Annotated in this window: 20 protein-coding genes and 2 tRNA genes; all 22 read right to left on the bottom strand. The window is 36.2% G+C overall.

Annotation, left to right across the window (positions count from 1 at the left end; genetic code table 11):
* Nucleotides 1-82: 82 nt before the first annotated feature.
* The 22 genes from I7822_RS26350 to pth all read right to left on the bottom strand — a co-directional run bounded on the left by I7822_RS26350 (nt 83) and on the right by pth (nt 23,386).
* Nucleotides 83-958 (bottom strand): peptidyl-prolyl cis-trans isomerase, encoded by an 876-nt coding sequence (locus I7822_RS26350; RefSeq protein WP_207982034.1) that lies wholly within the window; start codon nt 956-958, stop codon nt 83-85.
* A 31-nt stretch (nt 959-989) separates the two neighbouring features.
* On the bottom strand, nt 990-1,868 hold the full coding sequence (gene hslO, locus I7822_RS26345) for an Hsp33 family molecular chaperone HslO (protein ID WP_307847892.1): 879 nt from the start codon (nt 1,866-1,868) through the stop codon (nt 990-992).
* Nucleotides 1,869-1,987: 119 nt separating this feature from the next.
* Nucleotides 1,988-2,782: a type III pantothenate kinase gene (locus tag I7822_RS26340; RefSeq protein ID WP_207982032.1), complete on the bottom strand. Its 795-nt coding sequence runs from the start codon at nt 2,780-2,782 to the stop codon at nt 1,988-1,990.
* Nucleotides 2,783-2,891: 109 nt separating this feature from the next.
* Nucleotides 2,892-4,832: an ATP-dependent zinc metalloprotease FtsH gene (ftsH, locus tag I7822_RS26335; protein WP_207982031.1), complete on the bottom strand. Its 1,941-nt coding sequence runs from the start codon at nt 4,830-4,832 to the stop codon at nt 2,892-2,894.
* A 108-nt stretch (nt 4,833-4,940) separates the two neighbouring features.
* Nucleotides 4,941-5,477 (bottom strand): hypoxanthine phosphoribosyltransferase, encoded by a 537-nt coding sequence (hpt, locus tag I7822_RS26330; RefSeq protein ID WP_207982030.1) that lies wholly within the window; start codon nt 5,475-5,477, stop codon nt 4,941-4,943.
* Between the two features lie 21 nt (nt 5,478-5,498).
* A complete protein-coding gene (gene tilS / locus I7822_RS26325) occupies nt 5,499-6,884 on the bottom strand; it encodes a tRNA lysidine(34) synthetase TilS (RefSeq protein ID WP_207982029.1) in 1,386 nt (461 codons plus the stop codon).
* A 133-nt stretch (nt 6,885-7,017) separates the two neighbouring features.
* Nucleotides 7,018-8,061, bottom strand: a complete 1,044-nt coding sequence (gene prkT / locus I7822_RS26320; RefSeq protein WP_207982028.1) for a serine/threonine protein kinase PrkT — start codon at nt 8,059-8,061, stop codon at nt 7,018-7,020.
* On the bottom strand, nt 8,027-8,764 hold the full coding sequence (locus tag I7822_RS26315; RefSeq protein WP_207982027.1) for a VWA domain-containing protein: 738 nt from the start codon (nt 8,762-8,764) through the stop codon (nt 8,027-8,029). Before I7822_RS26315 ends, prkT begins: the two co-directional genes overlap by 35 nt.
* Nucleotides 8,765-8,882: 118 nt before the next feature.
* Nucleotides 8,883-11,354: a stage II sporulation protein E gene (spoIIE, locus tag I7822_RS26310; RefSeq protein WP_207982026.1), complete on the bottom strand. Its 2,472-nt coding sequence runs from the start codon at nt 11,352-11,354 to the stop codon at nt 8,883-8,885.
* Between the two features lie 251 nt (nt 11,355-11,605).
* A tRNA-Glu gene (locus I7822_RS26305) sits at nt 11,606-11,677 on the bottom strand.
* 110 nt (nt 11,678-11,787) lie between these two features.
* Nucleotides 11,788-11,864 (bottom strand) — tRNA-Met (locus I7822_RS26300).
* Between the two features lie 340 nt (nt 11,865-12,204).
* Nucleotides 12,205-12,666, bottom strand: coding sequence for a S1 domain-containing RNA-binding protein (locus tag I7822_RS26295; protein WP_207982025.1), 462 nt, complete (start codon nt 12,664-12,666; stop codon nt 12,205-12,207).
* 87 nt (nt 12,667-12,753) lie between these two features.
* Nucleotides 12,754-13,122 carry an FtsB family cell division protein gene (locus tag I7822_RS26290; protein ID WP_207982024.1) on the bottom strand — a complete coding sequence of 123 codons (369 nt, stop codon included), beginning with the start codon at nt 13,120-13,122 and terminating at the stop codon, nt 12,754-12,756.
* Between the two features lie 11 nt (nt 13,123-13,133).
* Entirely contained in the window at nt 13,134-13,769 is a 636-nt protein-coding gene (yabQ, locus tag I7822_RS26285) for a spore cortex biosynthesis protein YabQ (protein ID WP_207982023.1), read from the bottom strand.
* The gene (gene yabP, locus I7822_RS26280; protein WP_207982022.1) at nt 13,766-14,077 is read right to left on the bottom strand and encodes a sporulation protein YabP; all 312 of its coding nucleotides are present in this window, start codon (nt 14,075-14,077) and stop codon (nt 13,766-13,768) included. The genes yabQ and yabP overlap by 4 nt, the downstream gene beginning before the upstream one ends.
* 338 nt (nt 14,078-14,415) lie before the next feature.
* Nucleotides 14,416-14,679: an RNA-binding S4 domain-containing protein gene (locus I7822_RS26275; RefSeq protein WP_207982021.1), complete on the bottom strand. Its 264-nt coding sequence runs from the start codon at nt 14,677-14,679 to the stop codon at nt 14,416-14,418.
* Between the two features lie 17 nt (nt 14,680-14,696).
* Nucleotides 14,697-16,157: a bifunctional methyltransferase/pyrophosphohydrolase YabN gene (yabN, locus tag I7822_RS26270; RefSeq protein WP_207982020.1), complete on the bottom strand. Its 1,461-nt coding sequence runs from the start codon at nt 16,155-16,157 to the stop codon at nt 14,697-14,699.
* Between the two features lie 18 nt (nt 16,158-16,175).
* Nucleotides 16,176-17,753, bottom strand: coding sequence for a putative polysaccharide biosynthesis protein (locus I7822_RS26265; RefSeq protein WP_207982019.1), 1,578 nt, complete (start codon nt 17,751-17,753; stop codon nt 16,176-16,178).
* Between the two features lie 246 nt (nt 17,754-17,999).
* Nucleotides 18,000-18,536: a stage V sporulation protein T gene (spoVT, locus tag I7822_RS26260; protein ID WP_207982018.1), complete on the bottom strand. Its 537-nt coding sequence runs from the start codon at nt 18,534-18,536 to the stop codon at nt 18,000-18,002.
* Between the two features lie 285 nt (nt 18,537-18,821).
* A complete protein-coding gene (gene mfd / locus I7822_RS26255) occupies nt 18,822-22,352 on the bottom strand; it encodes a transcription-repair coupling factor (protein ID WP_207982017.1) in 3,531 nt (1,176 codons plus the stop codon).
* A gap of 154 nt (nt 22,353-22,506) precedes the next feature.
* Complete coding sequence (gene fin, locus I7822_RS26250; protein WP_066333502.1) at nt 22,507-22,737, bottom strand: anti-sigma-F factor Fin; 231 nt, start codon at nt 22,735-22,737, stop codon at nt 22,507-22,509.
* A gap of 91 nt (nt 22,738-22,828) precedes the next feature.
* A complete protein-coding gene (gene pth, locus I7822_RS26245; RefSeq protein WP_207982016.1) occupies nt 22,829-23,386 on the bottom strand; it encodes an aminoacyl-tRNA hydrolase in 558 nt (185 codons plus the stop codon).
* Nucleotides 23,387-23,405 lie beyond the last annotated feature (19 nt).

Below are 23,405 nucleotides of genomic sequence, written 5' to 3'. Positions count from 1 at the left end.
ATTTATTGGATTTATATGTAATATAACAATTATTTTCATAATTGTCAAAACCTTTTATGCTATTTGAACTATTTTTTGCTACTTACTTTCCATAAAACCAAGTAACATTCAATTCTTCCCACAATGGTTCAACTGTCACAGAACCATCCATCTGCTCTAGAGCAATTTGTCTCCGGATTTGTCCCTTTACATCCTCATAGCTGTAGGATTTCCCTTCAAGCCTTTCATGAAGTAAAATAACTGCATATCCTGTTTCGACCTCGAATGGTTCGCTCCATTCTCCTTCACTTAACTTAGGCGCTATTTCGAGGTACTCACTAGAAATAAACTCATTATCGTTCGAAACAAATCCAATATCACCACCTGAATTAGCAGTAAATTCATCAAGTGATTTTTCCAGGGCTAGCGCTTCAAAGCTAGAACCACCATTAAGCTCCTCAACGATTAAGTCTGCTTCATTTTCTGTTTTCACAATTATATGTGATAAATGATAGGATTCATCTATATTATATAAATCTTTATTCGTTTCATAAAAAGCCTTCATTTCCTTTTCAGGAATAGATACATCTCTAGTAAGGATCTCCTCTAACAAGATGCTATACCGTATCTGATCTCTCCAAGTGCCTTCGTCCAAGGAATTATACATTGATTTATAGACAGCTAACTCTCGTTCAATTACCTCATCAGAAACGGTAATTTTATATTTATCTGCTAGCTCTTCCACTACTCGATTATTAATTAATTCCTTTAATGTATCCTTCCCAAAACGAGACTCAAGCTCTGCCATCCATTGTTCTCTTGTAATGGAGGTTTCCCCAATAGTAGCAATTGTTTCACTTGTCTGGTCATTACTCGAAACAGGAATAACATTCCTTTCCTTCGATAGAAAGTAGCCAACTGTAAAGCAATTTATGATAACCAAACAAAAGATAATACTCCATAACGTTTTTCCGTTCAATTTCTCCACTCCTAGTAATTCACCAGATCATTTATTTCGCTTCTTTCTTTAGTTCCTCTAGATCCTCTCTAGTTAGCTTATAGATCTCATTGCAAAAATGACATTGTGCCTCAGCTTTACCTTCCTCATTAATCATGGACTGTATTTCTTCCTCACCTAAACTTACAATGGCATTCTCAATACGTTCCTTAGAACACTGACACTTAAATTTTACTGGTTGCTTTTCTAAAATTTTGACATTGCTTTGTCCAAGAACCTCTTCTAAAATTTCTTCTGGAGTTAGCCCGCGTTGTATTAACTTTGAAATAGGATCAATTTTGCTAAGCCTTTCTTCTATTTTTGTAATTGTTTCGTCATCTGTCCCAGGTAGTAGCTGAATGATAAATCCACCTGAAGCTAAAATTGTATTATCAGGATTTACTAGGACTCCAACTCCAACTGATGATGGAATTTGTTCAGATGTAACCAAATAATAAGTGAAATCCTCACCAAGCTCTCCTGATACAATTGGTACTTGTCCAGAGAAATGATCCTTTAGGCCGAGATCCTTTACAATTGTTAGATTTCCCTCTGTACCTACAGCTCTAGCAACGTCAAGCTTTCCTTTATTATTTAACTCAAAATGAGTTTGAGGGTTCGTTACATATCCACGTACCTCTCCTTTAGAGTTACTATCTACTAAAATTACCCCTATTGGTCCGCCGCCCTCAACTTTAATGGTAAGCTTAGCGTTCCCTTTTAACATTGAACCCATCATAACCCCTGCCGTCATAGCTCGTCCTAAGGCAGCAGATGCAGTTGGCCATGTTTGATGTCTTTTTTGAGCCTCAGAGATTGTCTCAGTTGTCCTTGCCGCATAAGCTCTTACTTGGTCATTATATGCTAATGCCTTTATCAAATAATCCATGATGTTAGACTCCCTTCAATTTCAAGACCAATATAACGCCTTCAAGTAATGTTTCGTACAAAAGCCCGGTAATATTCTATTTAAAAACTACTTATAACAGTAGTTTTAACCAGAGCCAAATTTCATAAACTGTGTTCTGTTCCCAATTCCTTTAATGTGTTTCGTTCATAAATTAGCTGTAAACCTCTTAGTGTTAAAAATGGGTCAACAATATCAATACAATCTGATTCTTTAGCGATTAATGACGCTAGACCACCTGTTGCAATAACTTTTGGTACTTCCTTTGATTGTTCTTTAATTCTTTTAACAATTCCCTCTACTTGTCCTACATATCCATATAAAATTCCAGCTTGCATCGCACTCACAGTATTCTTACCGATTATGTTATTCGGTCTCGTAATTTCTATTCTTGGTAGTTTTGCAGCTCTAGAATAGAGGGCTTCAGTAGAAATATTGATACCAGGTGCAATTGCCCCACCCATATATTGCTTATGTTCATTGATGTAACAATATGTAGTAGCTGTACCAAAATCAACAATAATTAGTGGACTGCCATAATCTTGTATACCAGCAACAGCATTCACGATACGATCTGCCCCAACTTCACGAGGATTTTCGTATTTAATATCCAAGCCTGTTTTTATTCCTGGCCCTACAACCAATGGTTTAACATCAAAATACTTCATGCACATTCTTTCAAGCGCAAACATAATTGGCGGTACAACAGAAGAAATGATAATCCCCTCTATTTGTTTAAATGGAAGACCTTCGTGTTCAAATAACCCCTTTATTACCATACCAAACTCGTCTTCCGTTTTATTACGACTTGTTTCTATTCTCCAATGATGCTTTAACACATCCTGATCATATACCCCTAATACAGTATTAGTATTTCCTACATCCAATACAAGAATCATCAGTATCACCACTTTATAATATTTCTTTTTACTAGTTTACATATTCCTTTTCATTTTATCAAAAAAAAGATCGATGACATATTAGTTTGCCATCGATCTTTCATCTTTATTATGATTTTTCAGAAGAATCCTCTTCATCTTTTTTCGTTTGAATATTTACTTTCACATTATCTGATTTTGCATCCTGATTTTGGCTTTCGTTCACAACTACCGGACGGTCAGGAAGCTTCCCATGCTCAACAAGGCTTGCTATTTGAGCTGCATCAAGGGTTTCAATTTCTAATAATGTTTGTGCCACCAATTCTAGCTTTTCACGATTTTCAGTTAAAATTTGGCGAGCACGCTCATAGCTTTCTTTAATAAAGCGTTGAATTTCCATATCAATTTCATGTGCAATTGCATCACTATAGTTTTGCTCATTATGAAGGTCACGTCCTAAAAACACTTGACCACCTTGTGATTGACCGAATTGCAACGGACCAAGCTTTTCACTCATACCGTATTCAGTAACCATTTTCCTTGCTATACCTGTTGCTCTTTGGAAATCATTATGTGCCCCAGTACTAACTTCTCCGAAGACAATTTCCTCTGCAACACGACCACCAAGCAAACCAGTAATTTTATCTAAAAGCTCTGGTTTTGTCATAAAGTATCGATCTTCTTTTGGAAGCATGACAGCATATCCACCAGCTTGGCCACGAGGAACAATTGTAACCTTATGTACCATATCAGCTTCATCGAGTACAACCCCAATAATGGTATGTCCAGCTTCATGATAAGCAACAATATTTCGTTCTTTCTTAGAGATAACACGACTCTTTTTAGCAGGACCAGCAATAACGCGATCTGTTGCTTCGTCAAGATCTGTATTATCAATTTTCTTTTTATCCCGTCTAGCAGCAACTAGAGCTGCTTCATTTAAAAGGTTTTCTAAATCAGCACCAGAAAAACCTGGAGTCCGAGCAGCAATTGCTTTTAAATCAACAGATTCATCTAAAGGCTTATTACGAGAATGTACCTTTAAGACAGCTTCACGACCTGTTACATCTGGTCGATCTACAGTAATTTGACGGTCAAAACGTCCCGGACGTAATAATGCTGGGTCAAGAATATCTGGTCTATTAGTTGCTGCAACAATGATAATACCTTCGTTTGCACCAAAACCATCCATTTCAACTAGTAACTGATTAAGTGTTTGTTCACGCTCATCGTGACCTCCACCTAAACCTGCACCACGTTGACGTCCAACTGCATCAATTTCATCAATGAAAATGATACATGGGGCATTCTTTTTCGCATTCTCAAATAAATCACGAACACGGGATGCACCGACACCGACAAACATTTCAACGAAATCAGAACCACTGATTGAGAAGAATGGCACTCCTGCTTCACCGGCAACAGCTCTTGCAAGTAAGGTCTTACCAGTACCTGGAGGTCCAACTAATAGGACACCCTTTGGAATTCTTGCACCTAACTCTGCAAATTTACGAGGATCTTTTAAGAATTCAACTACCTCAACAAGCTCTTGCTTTTCTTCATCTGCACCAGCTACATCTTTAAACCTAACCTTCTTCTTTTCTTCGCTATATAGCTTAGCTTTACTTTTACCAAAATTCATTACACGACTGCCGCCGCCTTGAGCTTGGTTAAGCAAGAAGAAGAATAAAATAAAGATAATAATGAATGGGATAATGGATGTGAAAAATGTAACCCATCCACTTGTTTCCTCAGCAGGAGCAACATCAAGTTCTTTGACGTTATTTGCCTCAGCTGCTTTGTCAACTCGATCTAGCCCTTGTTCTGTTGGTATATATGTTAAAAAGGTTTCGTCTTCATCATAGCCCTTCATTTTACCTCTAACTTCAAATACACCACGAACCGGCTGTACCGTCATCTCTGTTACATTCCCATTATTTAAGTCAGAAATGAAAGTATTATACGTTATTTGTTCCGTTTTAGGATTAGCACCAGTAAAGAAGCTTACAACCCCAATAATGACTAAAAATATTAATAAATAAAATATGGTATTACGGAAGATCCGATTCATTCCTTACCTCCTCCCACAGTAGACACGACTATATTAAATAGTATCATAGAAAATCATGGTAACACAACAATTTAGACTACAGAGAACCTGTGTTTCAATTAATAGGTTTTATTGATAAATTTCAGGCTTTAAAACTCCGATATAAGGAAGATTTCTGTATTTCTCAATGTAATCAAGTCCATAGCCAACAACGAATGCATCTGGAACAGCAAATCCTACATAATCAGCCTCAATATCCGCTTTTCTACCAGTTGGTTTATCAAGCAATGTAACAATTTTAATTGACTTTGCTTTTCGATAGCGAAATAACTTAACTAAATAGCTTAAAGTTAAACCACTATCAATAATATCTTCAATAATTAATATATCTCTTCCTTCAACAGAAGTATCTAAATCCTTAATGATCTTTACTTCTCCTGATGAAACTGTGGATGTGCCATAGCTTGAAACATCCATAAAATCCATTTCCAAATATGTATCAATGTTCTTTAAAAGATCACCCATAAAAGGCATTGCGCCCTTTAGTACACCTATAGCAAGTGGAAAGCGATCTTTATACTCTTCAGTTAGGGCCTTTCCTAACTCCTTCACCTTATCTTGAATTTGTTCTTCAGTCACTAAAATTTCTTCAATATCTTGTCTCATAAAAGTGTGCCCCCTAGAAGATCATTGCTCCTTATAATGTAATACTACGTATTCATCCCCGCTTCCATTTTCAGCTTCAAAAATTGATTTTTTTAAGCCTGGTAACCAAAGGATGTTCCCATCTCCATCTTCTACTATCGGCCATGAATATCGGCTATGTAATGGTATTTTTTCATCAATAAATATATCTTTTACCTTTTTCCGACCGTTCATGCCCTTCAATTTGATTTTATCTCCCTGTTCCCTTGTTCGAACAATAAGCGGTCCAACTAACGTTTTGGGATTTAAAAGGAATGATTCATTTCCTATAGGCTCAATAGAATCATTCTTTATTAATTCACACGTTATTTTATACCCATTTGGAAGTATGACAACGGAAGGGATTTCAAGATCAAAACAGTACTTCTTTACTTCATCTTGTTCAAAAGTAAACAAACAATTTTGATATGATTTAATCACTTTTAGACCGCCTGGGTAATCAAGTGAACCTGAAGGGTGATCTTGTGAGAGTAACGTCAGTAAACTCTCGATATGTATTGAAGATAGAGAAGTTGGAATATTTTCGTATAGATAGTTTAATATTAGTTGAATACCTCTTCTTTGTAAAGGCAAAGGTAGGCTTTTAAACCTATCGATGTCTATCTCGACAGCTGACGTTTCTTTTCTTTTCAATACTGTATTCATATGTTGCTTCGTTAATACCTGTAAATACGTTTCATCCTCTAATAAGGTTTCACTAAAATACTGAAATCTTTCATGTGCCAATGGATTTTCTTTTTTCAGAAAGGGTAGCACATATTTTCTAAAACGATTTCTAGTATAATCAGTCTTTTCATTACTAGGGTCAAACCTCGGCATTAATTGTTGATCCCTACAATACCTTAGGATTTGTTCCTTTGTATACCCAAGCAAAGGCCTAATGATGTATCCATTATGGAATTTACGCTTTAACTGAATACCTGCAAGTGCCTTTCCTGTACTACCTCTTACCATTCTCATTAAGATCGTTTCGATTTGATCATCACCGTGATGACCAAGTGCTAAGTAACTTGACTCATACTTATCTAAAACCTCTTTAAAAAAACCATATCTGCATTCTCTCGAAGCTACTTGAGAACTTAATTTATGCTGAGTGGCGTATGCAGTTACATCAATTTGCTTTGCTTCACATGTAATTTGATGTTCCCTACAGAAATCGAGTACAAACTGCATTTCCTCTTTTGATTGCACACCTCTAAACATGTGATCAACATGTGCAGCAACTAGCTTTAGGTTCCATTTTTCCTTTATTTGAATTAGTAAATGGAGTAATGCTAAAGAATCAGGTCCTCCCGAAACACCAACAACGACTGTTGAATCCTTATCAAATAATTGGTGCTTTTGAATAAGGGTATAAAATTTTTCCACCTTTTCTTCCCTCTTTTGCACAAAATACCTTTTTTATTCCCTCTCTATCCTAACATTATTTCTAAAGGAACAACAAAGGAGAAGAATGCGTTCACATATTCATCATATTTAATGAACAAATTTACATTCATTTCTACATCAAATAGTGATAAGCATATAAAGAATAAATAATAAATACTCCCAAGATAATGATAATTGTTTCAAGAATACCACTCGTTTTTTTTCTTCTTTTTGTTTTCTTTGCTTGTTTTCTTGTTTGATTAGCTTGAGAGTTTGCACTTTTTGGTGACTGACTCTTTGCCTTGTTAGCTGTAGCCATTTGAGTTTTATACGTTTGTGTTCTTGGCTTTGCTTTGTTTGTTTCTACAGAAAGCAGGTGAACAAAGTCTGTTTTCATTTCTAATGCACTTGTATATTTCCCTAAAAGTGCTTTTTGTAAAACTTGCTTATGTTTAAGCAAGTATGGATGCTGCTCAATTCGTTCAAACAATTGAGTTTTCCCATCCACATCCACCTTTTTTGTAAAACGTTTAGGAAATGATGCATTTATAAGAACCATCGCTACTGAAAAAAGATCGTAAGACGGCTCAGCCTTTCGCGTACCTAACCCCCAATATCCTCGGTCAAAAAACTCTGTGAACTCTTTAATAGACCTTCCTTGCTGTGTTGTACCACCAACATCGATACATCTTATTTTTGGGGGCGGACCTGATATTAACAAGTTTTCTGGCTTCAAGTCTCCAAAAACCCACCCTTGTTGATGAAGCTTTTCTAGATTGGATAGTAACTGAAGGATCAAAACATCTGCCCACACTATTCCTCGTTCTTGAATAAATTCAAGGAAATTATTACCTTGTACATATTCCATCACATAAAAAGGAAGGATTTTTTGCGAATCTACTTTCCAATCATCTACATCAAGCAAAGAAGGTCCAAGCGAAGTACCTTGGACCTTAGAAAAACGCTTAAGCACATTTACCTCTGAAGTAATCGCCATACTATTTTCACTCAACTTAAGAGCGACTTTCCCTTTTTTACTATCAGCTAAGTATACGTTGCCTGTTGCACCTTTTCCAAGCAGCCTTATAACGGTGTAATTCTCACCGTTCCACTTACCATTTACTATAGTACCCGAAGAAAGATTACATACCTGATTCATCGTAGTATTCTTCTTCATTTCTTAATAAACCCCTTAAGGAACGTTTATTCTTAAAATGTTGGATTGCATCTCTTATTGCAGGACCAGTAGGTGTAATACCTCCTGTTGAAAGCTTTGGAAAAATGGATGATAGTGATTCAAGCTTAGGCGTCCAATCAAGGACCTGTTCTACCTCATCCTTTTTCCCAGGAAATACTGATACTGAATATTGATTTTCTCCAATTCTTGAATTAAGGCTTATTGAAAGGTCTAGAAGTGCTTCCTTTACTGTGGGAAGCTTCGGCTTCATGCTTGCACTTGTATCAACTAATACGAGGATTTCTAAACTCACAGTTTCCCCTAGTTCATCTACAACCTCCATTACCTCTCCTCTTTTTTCAGGTGGTAACTCTTCCATTGATGTATGCTTCCCAAGAATATGCTGGAGCTCCTTATTAACAACTCCTTGAAGTGTTTGTGTCATAGCCTTTCTTGTTACCATTTGTACAGTTTGAGATAACTGATGCGCATATACGATTTGGTGAACACCACCACCTGACATTGCGATTCCTTCAATTTCCTGAATCGCTTTTTGGTCGATTACGTTCTCTTCTATGACACCAATTACATTTATTGTTATTCCTTGCTCCTGAGCTAATGCAGCCATTGCGATTGGATCTTCCCCATGGTTTGAGCAACCGTCAGTAATTAATAAAATTTGCTTTAAATGACCCTTTGCCATATACACCCTCCTAGAGAGACGCCTAATTTTTCAAATTCAATATTCACACGTGACTTATATGAATTTTCATTAGTATCATCCTCGCCAGAAGGTAGGGTTTTTATACTCTAGTTTATTCTTAACCTATTTTTTTCTTTGTTACAGGAATACTAGCCCATTTCGGGGTATTGTGCTCAATAGATGATACAACCACCGTCATATCGTCTTCGATTTTCCCAGATCTTGTTCTGATAACTTCCTCCATAATAAGATCTGCGACCTCCTGAGGATCAGTTGTCTTAATCTCATTAATTTTCCGCTTCATCCATAAGTCGTAATTCTCAACATGTTTTGGTCCCTCAAAAATACCATCACTCATCATGATAAGCAGATCTCCCGCTTTTAGCTTTTCTCCCACAACATCCACGTCAAATTCATCAATAATCCCCATTGGTAGATTGCTAGCCTGAATTTGAATTATTTTATCTCCTCGTTTTACAAAGCTTGGAGTCGATCCAATTTTCAAAAATTTACTACTTCCATCTTGAAGATCCACAATTGCGAGATCAAGTGTTGAAAAAATTTCATCTGTCGTCCTAAGAGATAGAATCGAATTAATCGTTTTAATCGCAACTTTTTCTTCGATCCCCGATTGTAAAATCTTTTGCAGAAGCTTAATGGTTTCATTGCTTTCAAAATGGGCTCTTACACCATTACCCATTCCATCACTAATCGCAACAGCGTATTTCCCTACCCCTAAATCAATCATAGAATAGCTGTCACCAGATACTAAGCCACCACCCTTTGCTGCATGTGCTACACCTGTTTCAATTCGGAATTTTTTAGCCGATCCAAATGATACATGACAATACCCATTAGGATAATTAGCACATTCCTCACTTTTCACAATAACAGACTCCTCTAAAATATCAGACAACATCGGCGCAATAATTTTTTCACATTCTCCATGACCATTACAGAATGGGATACTCATTTCAATATCTACATTCCCTTGATCTAGGCTATATATATCTACATTTACAATTTCAATTCCGAAGTTTTGTAATGCATCTAGAATTTGTTCTTCCTGTACAAAGTGATTTTCTCGTTCTCTTTTAATTTCCTTCGAAAGATCCTCCATAACATGTGAAACACCTAATAATTGTTCTGCAACCAATCGTCTACTTTCTTGAACTTCTTTTTTAAGCTTCTGATTTGCTTGAAAATAATTAATTTCCTGCTCTATCGCCTCTTCCACTTTATTTGCCTTTGAACAATGACGTGCAAATTCTTTTTTTACTTTTATATTGTTTTGGTACGTATGTTGTTTCGTTTCATGCATAATTGTCTGCATAAAATCATAAGTTTTATCAAAGTTCTCAACCCAGCACTTCTCTTTCTTAAAACAATGCTGACAAGTACTTTCAGTTATACTACTTAGGAATAAATCAGTTTCCCTTTGTTCATCATCCGTTTCTTCTTTATCATAAAAGGTCGCAAAGCTCTCAGATAATGCATGAAAAACTTGAGAAAATTGATCCACACGATGAGCTGTTACATCACGTATTTTCCGAACATATTGCTGTTGTTCCTGGGCATGTTCATTCGTTCCAGGGATATGTCTTGCAAGTCTCCCTGTTATTGCTTTCGGTGTAATCAAGAATAATAAAATAGCGATCATCGACTCAAGTAAAGTTGTCATTAAGTCCGCTGATCCTTGTCCATATAATGATATCAGTACAGAGCCAATTAGCAGCCCAATAGCTGTTCCTATCTTTTGACCTTCTCGCAAAAGGCCACCTAATAGACCTGAAAAAGCCAGTAGACTCATATGATATAAATTTCCTACATTAGCTAAGCTTAAAATCAATCCAGTAACGACCCCTACTGTACTGCCTATACTTGAGCCTCCTATGAATGCAAACAAGAGAACAATATATCGAGAAAATATATGCTCCGCCTGGAGATTTTGATAAGAAACCCCAACAAGGCCTGTCATTACGGATGCTAGTAAAATCATGATGCAAATAATTTCTTCAACCTTTAGTGATTGTTTGTATTTCCGAGCTGATATGAGTGGGATACTTTGAAGAAAAATTAACGTTAGTATAAATGATAAACCAGATTCAACTCCTGCCATCATATAATCATATAATGTTAATGAGGATTTCATCGCCAATGAATAGACAATCCTTGTTATAGCCACAGTCCCAAAAATAACAAAAGGGAGAATTTTTAATTGATCTTTAAACACATACGCCGATAGTCTCTTGATTACAAGAAAGCCTATTATGGACATCGTAATGATTAAGGAAACCTCAAAGGAAACCGTAGACCCACCCGCAATTAACGATAGACCTGCTAAAAGTGCCTTATCCTTTTTCATGAGCAAGACTGCTCCGAAGAATGGTAATGCGAATGGCAATACCTCCGATAAAATAATAGCTCGTCCTAATAAAAACCCAATTAAAACATACACAAGTCCTTTATGTAAGAGGAAGACCTGTAGTTTAGAAGAAAATCGATGAAAGAATCGATTGACCACTTGGTGGGTTTTTGCCATGCCCAAATCCGAAATCGGCTCCATTAACCTTCTTTCCACTTTTTCCATCGCTCATTCCCCCACTAGTTCATTGTTGCTTGTAATTATATCGAAGGTTTGAACAGGATTTTGTCAAATGAAGGTAGTATATTCCAAAAACAGTTCGACTGTTTTTGAAAAATGCGACAAATATCCAAGTGTTTTGAAGTTTTTTATTATGTCTTTCGTCAAAAAGTTATGAATCAAGTCTTGGCTAGTTAGGATTATGTAAGTTAAAGGAGAAAAACAAAAAAAGTTGCTAGCATTAGCAACTTTTTGGATGACCCGTACGGGATTCGAACCCGTGTTACCGCCGTGAAAGGGCGGTGTCTTAACCGCTTGACCAACGGGCCGATTTAGAGATTTAGATGTTTGAGGATAGATATGAGTTGTTAGAGGTTTTTGTATGGCATCGAAGCAATACATCCATCTAACTTTTAACCTCAAATTTCTATTTTTAGAATGGTAGCGGCGGAGGGAGTCGAACCCACGACCTCACGGGTATGAACCGTACGCTCTAGCCAGCTGAGCTACACCGCCATAACTTATCTCAACGTCCTCTTCTGAGGCACAAGATATATAATACAATCGAATTGAATATTCGTCAATACAAAAATTAATTTTTAGGATTTTTCTAAACTAACAGAACAAAAGCGCAAGCGCCTTGATCAGCCTAAGGCAAATAAGATGATTTAGAATAGAAGGCGTTCTTTGCCTTCAATTCTAAATTAGCTTATGACCTCGATGGGCTAGGCGCTGGAGCTAGATGTCGTGCGCTTATCCACAGTTCAAGAATTTTATAATTTCCTAAACGATAAAAAAAGGAAAACATCTAGATGATGTTTTCCTTTTACGCAAAATGTATATGAAAGCAGCAAGCTTAACCTCTTCTAGCTCCACGACCACCGCGTTTAGATTCAGTATTGCGCTTCAATGAAGACAAACGATCTTCACTATCTTTTAAGAAACGACTCATTTTTTGTTCAAAGTTTTCTTTGTTATTACTACGGAAATCATTTCCTCTTTGTCTTGGGCGATCTGAATTCCTTGGACGATCTGTGTTTCTTGGACGTTCTGGACGTTCTGAACGCTCTGGGCGCTCTGGACGATCTATTGCTTTTTTAATAGATAGACCAATTTTACCATCGTTCTCAACATTAATAACCTTTACTGTAACCTCGTCCCCGACTTTTAAGTGATCATTAATATCCTTCACATAATTATCGGCAACTTCACTAATGTGTACGAGTCCTGTTGAACCTCCTGGTAGCTCCACAAACGCTCCAAAATTAGTAATTCCCGTCACTTTACCCTGTAACTTGCTGCCAACTTCAATCGACATAAAAATAATGCTCCTCCTTAAACAGATAAAAAATCATTCGAATCTTTATTATATTATACATAAATAAAAAATCGAGTGTCAACAAGGCTAATCTTTTATATTAAAGATGATCTCATTATCATCCGATAAGAAATAGTCTCTTCTTGCTATCTTGGCAATATACTCATCATCATTAAGCTTAACGATTTCTTCTCTTAATAGTTTTTCTTCTTTTTCTAATCCGGTCAGTTGTTTTTCAAGCTTTTTTTGTTCTTCACGCTTTTCCTCTATCGCACTTGATTGGTTGAAAATGGTGGTTACCATAATAGCAGAAGAAATAATTACCAAAATTCCGATCATTACTAACCTTCTAAACAAGCCTCTTTTGCGCCTTTTTGAAAGCTGTAGTTGTCTCTCCTGCTGCTGCATATATTGTGATTGTAATTCCGTAATTTTCCTTGATCTTTCGAGACTCATACATATCCTCCTTACTTCTTCTTTATCCGTAGCCACCACGCTTTTATTTTACTAGCTATATTCTTGATTTTTTTACTATATCCTGCTAAACGCACAATATTTTTTGTAAGAAAGTTCCTAATTGTAAACGGGACAAGCTTCCATAAAATTTGTAAAAGGAATCTAACTGGTGCTAATAAAATTTTAACCAATGAATATAGAATTTGAAAAGCCCATTTTATTAATCTCCATAAAAAGTTTAATGTACCTAGTATAATTACAATGATTAACTGCACGAGGCCTACTATTGGTTTCACGATCATAATATGAAAAACCTTTAGCATAAAGCGGTAGATGCTGAGGCTTGTCTGTATTAATCGTTCAAGAATACGTATATAAATTCCTTTAAGGAGACTTTGATAGGCTGCATATCCACATAACACAGCTAGGAAGATATAAATTCGTAGTTCTCCTTCATTCACGATCAGCAATAGATAGAAAAGGATAAGTCCTTGAACAACCCAAAACATAAAATCATTGATAAAGACCACCCATCTAGCTCTCAATGGTCGCTTTAAAAAGCGACCATATGTATCGAGAGCTACTCCGATCCAGCCTCCCATACCGACCATTGCTAACATTGTGTAAAACTGTGTTGTAAGCGTCATTTAAATAACTTGCTAAAGAGCCCTTTAGCTTTCTCCCCATGCTGTTCATCTAAGTAAATAAGATCAAAAATTCTGCTTCCTTTTATTGAAACAATTCCCTTATCTACATCGAGGTTTTTCATTTGAAGATTTTGCCCACGAATAGCTAAAGCTCCCATAACTGTATCCAGTAGAAATTCCTCACTGTCAAAGCTTTCTACTTGTTTTACACCCGTGATCTCTAACAATTTTCTCCCTCTCATGATCACATCATGCTCTTGAATTGTACCTTTATGGACAGACGAATTGTTATCATAATATTGATTCATGTTTTACCCCCGCATTCTAATAAAGGATTTTCCTCTACATTTGTATGTAAAAAGAATGCGGTTTAGAACAAGCTATATCGAAAAGCGGAAGCGCCTTGGTCAGCTCCGACAAGCATAAGACGATCAGGAATAGAAGGTGTTCTTTACCTTCAATTCCTGATTGGCTTATGTCTCGAGGAGCTAGGCGCTGGACACTTAGAAAAGCGGAAGTGCCTTGGTCATTACCGACAAGATAAGACGATCCATAATAGAGGGCGTTCTTTCCCTTCAATTATGGAGTGGCTTATAACTCGAGGAGCTAGGTGCTGGAGCTGAACACCTCGAAAAGCGGAGGCTCCTTACTCTTGATTTACCCTCTCTTCCTTAACGACTCGGTAAAGCTCGGATGCTTCTTCTTTTCTTGTTGTTTCCTTCAAGTCAATAATTTCTACTGTCATTAATCTTTGACCAAACCGAATTAAGAGCTCATCACCAATTTTTACATTTGAACTAGCCTTACCCGGTGTTCCATTAATTGAAATTCTCCCTTGATCTGCAATTTCTTTTGCTAACGTTCTTCTTTTGATTATTCTTGATACTTTTAAAAATTTATCTAGTCTCATACTTACCCCTCTTTATCCTAGTTTCTTTTCTTTGCTTCATTCCAATATTCATCCATTTCTTCTAAGGACATGTCTTTTAACTCTTTTTGATTTTCCATCGCTTTTTTTTCTATGTAACGAAAGCGATCATAAAACTTATTATTAGTTGAAGATAAAGCTTCTTCTGGTTCAATCTTGTAATGCCTTGCCACATTTACGAGTGCAAATAGGATGTCACCAAACTCCTTCATCATTAGGAGCTCATCTCTATTTAATTTAAGTTCTTCCTCAAATTCACTTATTTCTTCTTTTACCTTTTCCCAAGCACCATAGGTAGTTGGCCAATCAAAACCGATCTTTGCGGCCTTTTTCTGCAAGTGGTAGGCTTTAGAAAGTGCAGGAAGAGCTATTGATACAGAATCAAGAATTGACTCTTTATCCGAAGTATCCTTTTCTTTGCGCTTAATAGCATCCCAATTAGTTAAAACCTCATCGCTATCTTGAACAATTGTTTCTCCAAAAACATGTGGATGTCTACGGACCATTTTATCTGAAATTCCTTTAATCACGTCATTAATTGAAAACATCCCATCATCTTCCCCAATTTGAGCATGAAGAACAACTTGTAAAAGGACATCACCTAATTCTTCAATAATATGATCAATATCTTCTTTCTCAATTGCCTCAAGTAATTCATAGCACTCCTCAATTAAATACTTTTTTAATGAGTGATGTGTTTGTTCTTTATCCCATGGGCAACCATTTGGTCCGCGTAACTGAGCAATAATTTGACGTAAGGATGTAAATTGATGATGCAACATTTCCACATTTTTGACTGGTGGTATGTAAACACTTGTTAAATTATTTACACTAGTTTCACGATCAAGTTCATAAAGCGCAACCTCTTTAATTAGCTGTTGACTACTTCCTGCTGCAGTTACGACCACAACTTTATAATCATCAGGAAGTTGTTCCATTAACGTTAGCTTTACTTCTGATGCTACCATTTGATCATAGACCTGAGTAATGATAACATGCCCGTTTAATTGAAGTTGTTCACTTTTTAATGTTAATGCATCGACAAGCTGAAATCCTTCAATTGGATCAATTTCTAGTGCTTGGAATGTCGAATCCAGAAAGCTCTGCCCTCCTTGTACAACAATTGTATAACCCTTCTGTCTTCCCTCAGTCAGTAGAAGCTGGACAGTTTTCTCTGCTACAAGTGGATGACCTGGTACGGCATAAACAATGTCAATTTCGGTAGCTTTAGTTAGTAATGTTTCGACAATTTTCCTATACACTTCACCAAAATCATCATTCTCTTCATAAATAAAATCAAAAGCTTCATAGGTTATTTCGCTATTTAATTCTTCAATAATCGGGTGCTCTTTTGTTCTTAAAAACAAATGTTCACTTTTCGTAATTAATTGATATACACCAAAAGGCAATTGGTTTAAGTCACCTGCTCCTAAACCAACAATTGTGATTTGCTTAGCCATCTATGGACCCCATTTCTCTCATTTTACAAGTTTTTTTACTATTGGAATGTATTGAAGCTCATTACGTGAAAATACGTTTAGCCTTAAAATAGCCCATCCATAAAAACTTCCGCCAATCAATACCCCACTAAAGGACGCAATGCTTGCATATAGACGAGTATCCAAGTCAACAAACAAACCTGTAACCTTTATAAACATCATTAATATACTGATCATCAAAATAGTTGCGAGACTAATCTTAATCAAACTCTTACTTTGCTTAAATGCATAGCCCTTTATTACCATAAACAAAATGGTCATTACCGCTATTAAGCTATATGAAAACACCGTCGAAATAGCCGCTCCCACTACACCATACTCTGGTACAAGCCAGATATTCATCATATATTTAACCCCAACACCCACTAAAACGGACAGAGCTGGAAAAAAGGTATAACCTAACCCCTGTAGAATAGCAAACATTGTTAAGCATAGTGAAGTAAACAAAATCGATGCACTTAAAATCATTAATACGATAGAACCTGAGGCATTTGTGAACAGCATAACATTCGTTGGTTTCATGATTGCGATTAACCCTGCTGATGCACCTACACTAATGACAATACAAATCTTTAGAGATAGATTGAGCTTCTCTTGAATTAATTTAAAATTATTTTGAACCTTTGCACTTGCAATAACAGGAACAAGTGACAATGCTAAAGATGTAGCAACAACAGTCCCTAATTGAATAAGAGGTTGTCCACGATCATATACTCCCTTTGTTTCTTTCGCTAAAACCTCTCCCATTCCTTCTCCAATTAAAAGAGAATATAGATTGAGTGCATCAATGAGTTGAATAAAAATAAGCAGTAAACTACTTAAACCAATTGTCAAACTATACTTTATTAAGGAGGCTAGGATTTTCCATGTGTGAATAGGTGCTGAAATATTCCATCTCATTAGCTCCTGCTGTTCTTTTCTCCAAAAAATTAGCAACATCATGAAAGCCGCAAGACTGCCAACAATTGATCCTACTAATGCTCCCAAACCCGCTTCATAAAGATTATAGCCAGCCCTTATCATTAAATAAGAGCTTATTAAAATACACGATACCCTAATTCCTTGCTCAATAACCTGTGATACAGCAGTTGGATGCATATTTTGCTCTGACTGAAAGTACCCTCTAAATAACGAGACGAAGGGCACAATAATAAATGAAATTGATGTTACTTTAATGAGCGCTGTTAAGTGTGAATCCCCCATAATAGCAGCTATTTCATCAGAAGATATGTATAAAAAGATAGATAAAATAATACCAAATATTGTTAAATATAAAAAGGTTATTGTCATAATTTTCGATCGGATTTGCACAGACTTTCCATACCCATAATCTGTCATTACCTTCGAAATCATTACCGGAAATCCTGATGTTGCTAAGATCACACTCATACCATAAAAGGGGTAAACTTGTTGGTAAATATAAAAGCCGATATCCCCTACTATATTTTGATATGGAACACGATATGCAGCGCTTAATATTTTTGTAATTAATCCTGCAATGGTTAGGATAACTGCACCCTGCATAGCCAGATTAATACCATTCTTTTGGACGTTCATGTCCATCTCCTCTCAAAAATCCTCTAGAAGTATTATATAAAAGCGCAAGCGCCTTGAACAGACCCGACAAGCATAAGAGGCTCATGAATAGAAGGTGTTTTTTACCTTCAATTCATGAGTGGCTGTAGACCCAAGAGGGGCTAGGCGCTGGAGCTGGATGCCTAGCGCTTAACCACAGTACTAGAATTTTATAATTTCCTAGACATAAAAAAGGGTAGCGAATTCGCTACCCCCTTTAATTTGGGATCACTGTTCCATTTGACGTGCTAAAAACCCTGCGGCGGTCTCGACAGCCTTATGTTCAACTTCACCAATTGATTGATCTTTGGAAAAGATAATGACAGCGCCAATCGGATCACCGTTTGCGACAATTGGCCCAATTGTATATGATTTAATCTCTTCATTCAGTCCATCGATAATCTGGGTTTCTCCACCATCTGTTTGTAGCACGGAATTTCTGTCTTCCATTACCTTCTCGATTACATCACTTATGTTCTTATTTAAATATTCCTTTTTAGAACCACCAGATACTGCAATAAATGTGTCTCTATCACAGATTAAAACTGGATGACCTAAACTATCGTAAAGGGCATCTGCGTATTCCTTAGAAAAGTCACTTAGTTCGCTAATAGGTGAATATTTTTTTAAAATTACCTCACCATCTCGATCCACGAAAATCTCTAAAGGATCTCCTTCACGAATTCGAAGTGTTCTCCGAATTTCCTTTGGAATAACTACGCGACCTAAATCATCAATGCGACGAACAATACCAGTTGCTTTCATCTTATGTTGCCTCACTTTCATCGGATGATAGGAAAAAAGATGATTGTTTTATTTCCTGTTCATTGGCAAATTGAGTTGTGATCAACTCTTACCTTCTGATTAAATGTTTTTATTAAAAAACTTTCTGACAGGAGCTTTCTTTTTATGTAACAATCACCATTTGTTGAAATTAGTATCCTTCACAAGAGATGTAATATACATCATGAAAGTGATTTTTTAACATTTTAAATGAAGTAGCAACTAATAAGCCTTTCCTTAAACTATTCCTACTAAACCTACTAAACCTCAATTTAGGGTCATTTCCTCTTTTTTCACTTGTGCTAAGCCATTAAGTAACTCAGTAATAATGTCTAACCATTTTGGGACAGTAAGTCCTTTCGTAGCGACAGTTAGCTTCAGTCTGCTACCATCCATACCTAGTCCTACGATTCGGTTATATTTATTGCTTAATTCAAAAAGCCTATGACCATCTATTTTATTACTTGCTTCCTCTTCGATGAGTATATTAATAACATCTTTATCTTGTTTAATAAGCTCCACTCTTTCTTGAATAGCAAATACCTTTATTTTCGCTATTTGGAACAAATAAGAAACCTCAACTGGATATTCTCCGAATCTGTCAATGATTTCCTCTTGGAGCTCTTCTAATTCTTCAAGAGATGTAATAGCTCTAAAGCGCTTATACATATCAATTTTTTGACGACCATCTGTAATATACTCTTGTGGTAAATAAGCATCCACCTGCAGGTCAATTTCAACCTCAATTGCTTTTTCTTTCGTTGTATCTGTTTGTCTTTCTTCAATTGCTTCTTTTAGCATTTGTGAATAAAGATCAAATCCAACTGAATCGATAAATCCGTGCTGTTGGGCTCCTAACAAATTACCTGCCCCCCTAATAGATAGGTCACGCATCGCAATTTTGAATCCAGAGCCTAGTTCTGTAAATTCTTTAATAGCTTGAAGCCTTTTTTCAGCAACTTCTGTTAGAACCTTATCTTTTCTATGTGTGAAATAAGCATAAGCAACACGATTTGAACGTCCAACCCTACCTCTAAGCTGATAAAGCTGTGATAACCCCATCTTATCTGCATCATTAACAATTAATGTATTTACATTTGGAATATCTACACCAGTCTCAATAATTGTTGTACTGACGAGAACATCAAACTCACCTTCAAGGAAATTGAGCATAACAGATTCTAGTTCATTTTCTGTCATTTTACCATGTGCATATGTAACCCTTGCATCAGGTACAAGCATAGAAATTTCTTCAGCCTTTCTTTCAATATCCTCAACCCTGTTATATAAAAAGAAAACTTGTCCGCCACGTGCCATTTCTCGTTCAATTGATTCTCTTACTAGAGCACCGTTGTATTCAACAACATATGTTTGCACTGGAAAACGATTTTCAGGCGGTGTTTCAATAACAGATAAATCTCGAACCCCTAGCATTGACATATGTAAGGTTCTAGGAATTGGAGTAGCTGTTAATGTAAGTACATCAACATTTGACTTTAACTGCTTTATCTTCTCTTTGTGTGTTACACCAAAACGTTGCTCTTCATCTATAATAAGTAAACCTAAATCTTTATATAAAACATCTTTTGATAATAGTCTATGCGTACCTATAACCATATCTACTGTTCCATTACTAAGCCCTTTTTTCGTTTCGTTAATTTCTTTCCTCGATCTAAAGCGACTTAGTAGACCTACCTTTATTGGGTACTCATGAAACCGCTCACGAACTGTCTCAAAATGCTGTTGTGCCAGGATTGTTGTTGGAACTAATAAAGCGACCTGTTTTCCATCAGCAATAGCTTTAAATGCTGCTCTTATTGCCACTTCTGTTTTCCCATAACCTACATCTCCACATAGAAGTCGATCCATTGGACGTAGGCGCTCCATATCCTTCTTAATTTCTTGAATAGATCGAATCTGGTCCTCTGTTTCTTGATATGGGAAGGCTAACTCAAATTCCTTCTGCATTTCTCCATCAGGTGAAAACGCATACCCTTCACTCGCCTCACGCTCTGCATATAGCTTAATTAAATCATCGGCTATATCTTGTACAGATGATTCTACTTTCTTCTTTACTCTACGCCAGTCACTTCCACCAAGCTTATAAATCTTTGGTTCCTTACCTTCTGATCCTACATACTTTTGTACTTGGTCTATTTGCTCAACCGGTACATATAATTGATCGCTACCTTGATATCTAATATTTAAATAATCCTTATGAATTCCATTAATCTCAAGTGTTTCAATACCGAGATATTTACCGATCCCATGATTAACATGTACGACATAATCACCAATCTCTAATTCGGAATAGCTCTTTATTCGTTCAGCATTAGAAAGCTTCTGTCTTCTAACCTGCTTTTTAACTCTTTTTTTGAAAAGTTCTTCTTCAGTGATAACAGCAAGCTTTTGCATAGGTAGCTCGAAACCAGTCTGAAGGTCTCCTTCAATAATGCAAACTTTCCCGCTAACTAATGCTTCCTTATCGCCTAGAATAGTTGCATTTATTTCATAGTCCTCTAAAACTTGTTCTAGTTTTTTAGTACGTTCCTCGTTAACCCCTAAAAATACCACAGCATAATTTGATTTTTTCCAACGATCAAGTTCATTTTTTAATACATGCATTTGACCGTGAAAATTTTGCATTTGCTTACATGATAAATTTAAGATATTTTGAGGACTTGTATAAGGGACATGCCTCAAGAATAATGATAGATAGATTAAAGGATGCTTGGATTTTGTCACAACATCCACATAGGAATGTGACATTTTAACATCTTGAAAAATCTTGCCATCTTCAAGTAAACTCGTATACCATTCAGCCTCTTCCCTATCTAACTGGTCATATGTTTCATGAATTCTACTTATTTCATCAAGGATTACAATAATGTTATCTGAAAAATAATCTAGTAAACTAGTAGGCTTATCATAGATAAGTGAGGAATATTTAAAGATATCTTGGCTAAATTGTCCATTACGTAAGCGTTCTAAATCATATTGAATATTTTCAATAAGTAATTCCTTTTGCTGTTCGTTTTTCATTTTTTTAAGACTTTTTGCTAAACCGGCTTCGACTGCTTGTATGCTTCGATTTTTAGCATCTTCATTTACAATCATTTCAATCGCAGGTCCAATAGAAATCTCATTCAGCATATGTATCGAACGCTGATCATCAATATTAAATGAACGAATGGAGTCAATCTCCGTATCAAACAGTTCTATACGAATTGCATTTTCTTCGGTAAGAGGGTAAATATCAATTATGCCACCTCGAACACTAAATTCCCCCGGTGAGCTAACCATATCAGTTCTTTCGTAGCCTAGTGAAATAAACTGTTGAATATATTCCTCTAGGTCAATATCTTGTCCTAGTGTCATTTTCAACTGCTTATCCTTCCAAATCTCTTTAGGTGGAAGCAAGCGTCTAACTCCTGCCACTGGTGCGACAATGATTGATCGTTTTCCTTCAGCAAGTCTATTAAGAACCTCAATTCTTTGAGCCTTTAGCTCTGGACTAGCAATGGCAATTTCAGAAGCAATTAAATCATTCACAGGATAAAGATAAACATCTTCCACTATTAAATGGACTAAATCCTCATATATTTTTTGAGCCTGGTAAAGGTTATGTGTAACAATTAACACTGATTTCTTTAAATCATTATAAAGAGCTGCAGTAAAAACAGTTCTTGCTGAGCCAGACAAACCAGCTACAAGCTGTTCCTTTAACCCCTCTTCAATTCCTGAAACGATCGTTTTAAAATCGTCCGTATCATAAAAGTATTGTTGCAAACTATTCAAGCTAAAGCCCCTCCTCTCAAAATAAATTCATAGATTCATCTATTATCAGGTAATGTTGGTTTTAAAAATTCGTAACCATATTTGTATCTATACATTCTTATTCCATAATGAAAAGTCAAAACAGAAAAATGCTTTGGGGTTGTACCCAAAGCTCTTACTGAATAAAACTCTCATATTGGTGTAAATCTGGATTTCTATTTAGAGCATCCTGACAATCCTCACAAATTGTTTTTATGTGAATATCACCATTTTGCTGGTATGTGATCATCTCTTGGCGTTCATCATTTGTTAAATGATCAAACCCTAGCTGTTCGCTTGAAACAGAGATGTTATCAATGCTTCCTACATTCACACCACAGTGTCTACAATGATAATGCAGAGCCATAATTGCCTCCCCTAAAAAGGTTTGTTTTAGTGATAGTATGTACCTTTTAGAGGCTCAATATACATGCATTAAATGCGCTCTTTAGCTTTTCTTAATTATATTCATTCATAACTTGGGTAAAAGAGGTTGATAACCATTTTTCACATGCATTTGCTGAACGTTCAATTGCTTCATTTATCCCCTGTTCTTCATCCGAAGAAAACCGGCTTAATACATAATCTGAAATTTTCATTCCATTTGTCGGACGATCAATACCAACACGAATTCGATTAAATTCTTGTGTCGCTAAGTGTAGTATCATTGATTTAATCCCATTATGACCTCCAGCACTACCTTTTGTTCTTAATCGAATTTTTCCAACAGGTAGATCAAGGTCATCGTAAATAACGACTAGTTCGTCATCATTTATTTCATAATAATCCATTAAAGGTCGAATGCATTCCCCTGACAAATTCATGTATGTAAGTGGTTTTAATAATATGACTTTTTCTCCAGAAATATGTCCTATTCCGTATAGCCCATTAAACTTGTGACTATCAAGAGGGATAGATAACTCTTCTGAAAGCTTATCTATTATCATAAAACCTACATTGTGTCTTGTTTGATCATACTCTCTCCCAGGATTACCTAACCCGACTATGAGTTTCATAACTTGAAACCCTCCCAAC

It is taken from the genome of Metabacillus bambusae (assembly GCF_017497975.1).
GTDB lineage: Bacteria > Bacillota > Bacilli > Bacillales > Bacillaceae > Metabacillus > Metabacillus bambusae.
This window is presented reverse-complemented; position numbering and strand designations above follow the sequence as displayed.

Coding starts and splice junctions, on each gene's coding strand:
- prkT (WP_207982028.1), bottom strand. CDS start 8,061: ATGAAGAAGAATACTACGATGAATCAGGTATGTAATCTTTCTTCGGGT.
- fin (WP_066333502.1), bottom strand. CDS start 22,737: ATGGCTCTGCATTATCATTGTAGACACTGTGGTGTGAATGTAGGAAGC.
- I7822_RS26275 (WP_207982021.1), bottom strand. CDS start 14,679: ATGAGACTAGATAAATTTTTAAAAGTATCAAGAATAATCAAAAGAAGA.
- I7822_RS26315 (WP_207982027.1), bottom strand. CDS start 8,764: ATGGCAAAGGGTCATTTAAAGCAAATTTTATTAATTACTGACGGTTGC.
- hpt (WP_207982030.1), bottom strand. CDS start 5,477: ATGAGACAAGATATTGAAGAAATTTTAGTGACTGAAGAACAAATTCAA.
- spoIIE (WP_207982026.1), bottom strand. CDS start 11,354: ATGGAAAAAGTGGAAAGAAGGTTAATGGAGCCGATTTCGGATTTGGGC.
- spoVT (WP_207982018.1), bottom strand. CDS start 18,536: ATGAAAGCAACTGGTATTGTTCGTCGCATTGATGATTTAGGTCGCGTA.
- I7822_RS26340 (WP_207982032.1), bottom strand. CDS start 2,782: ATGATTCTTGTATTGGATGTAGGAAATACTAATACTGTATTAGGGGTA.
- ftsH (WP_207982031.1), bottom strand. CDS start 4,832: ATGAATCGGATCTTCCGTAATACCATATTTTATTTATTAATATTTTTA.
- I7822_RS26290 (WP_207982024.1), bottom strand. CDS start 13,122: ATGAGTCTCGAAAGATCAAGGAAAATTACGGAATTACAATCACAATAT.
- yabN (WP_207982020.1), bottom strand. CDS start 16,157: ATGGCTAAGCAAATCACAATTGTTGGTTTAGGAGCAGGTGACTTAAAC.
- pth (WP_207982016.1), bottom strand. CDS start 23,386: ATGAAACTCATAGTCGGGTTAGGTAATCCTGGGAGAGAGTATGATCAA.
- yabP (WP_207982022.1), bottom strand. CDS start 14,077: ATGAATCAATATTATGATAACAATTCGTCTGTCCATAAAGGTACAATT.
- I7822_RS26295 (WP_207982025.1), bottom strand. CDS start 12,666: ATGTCGATTGAAGTTGGCAGCAAGTTACAGGGTAAAGTGACGGGAATT.
- yabQ (WP_207982023.1), bottom strand. CDS start 13,769: ATGACGCTTACAACACAGTTTTACACAATGTTAGCAATGGTCGGTATG.
- I7822_RS26265 (WP_207982019.1), bottom strand. CDS start 17,753: ATGAACGTCCAAAAGAATGGTATTAATCTGGCTATGCAGGGTGCAGTT.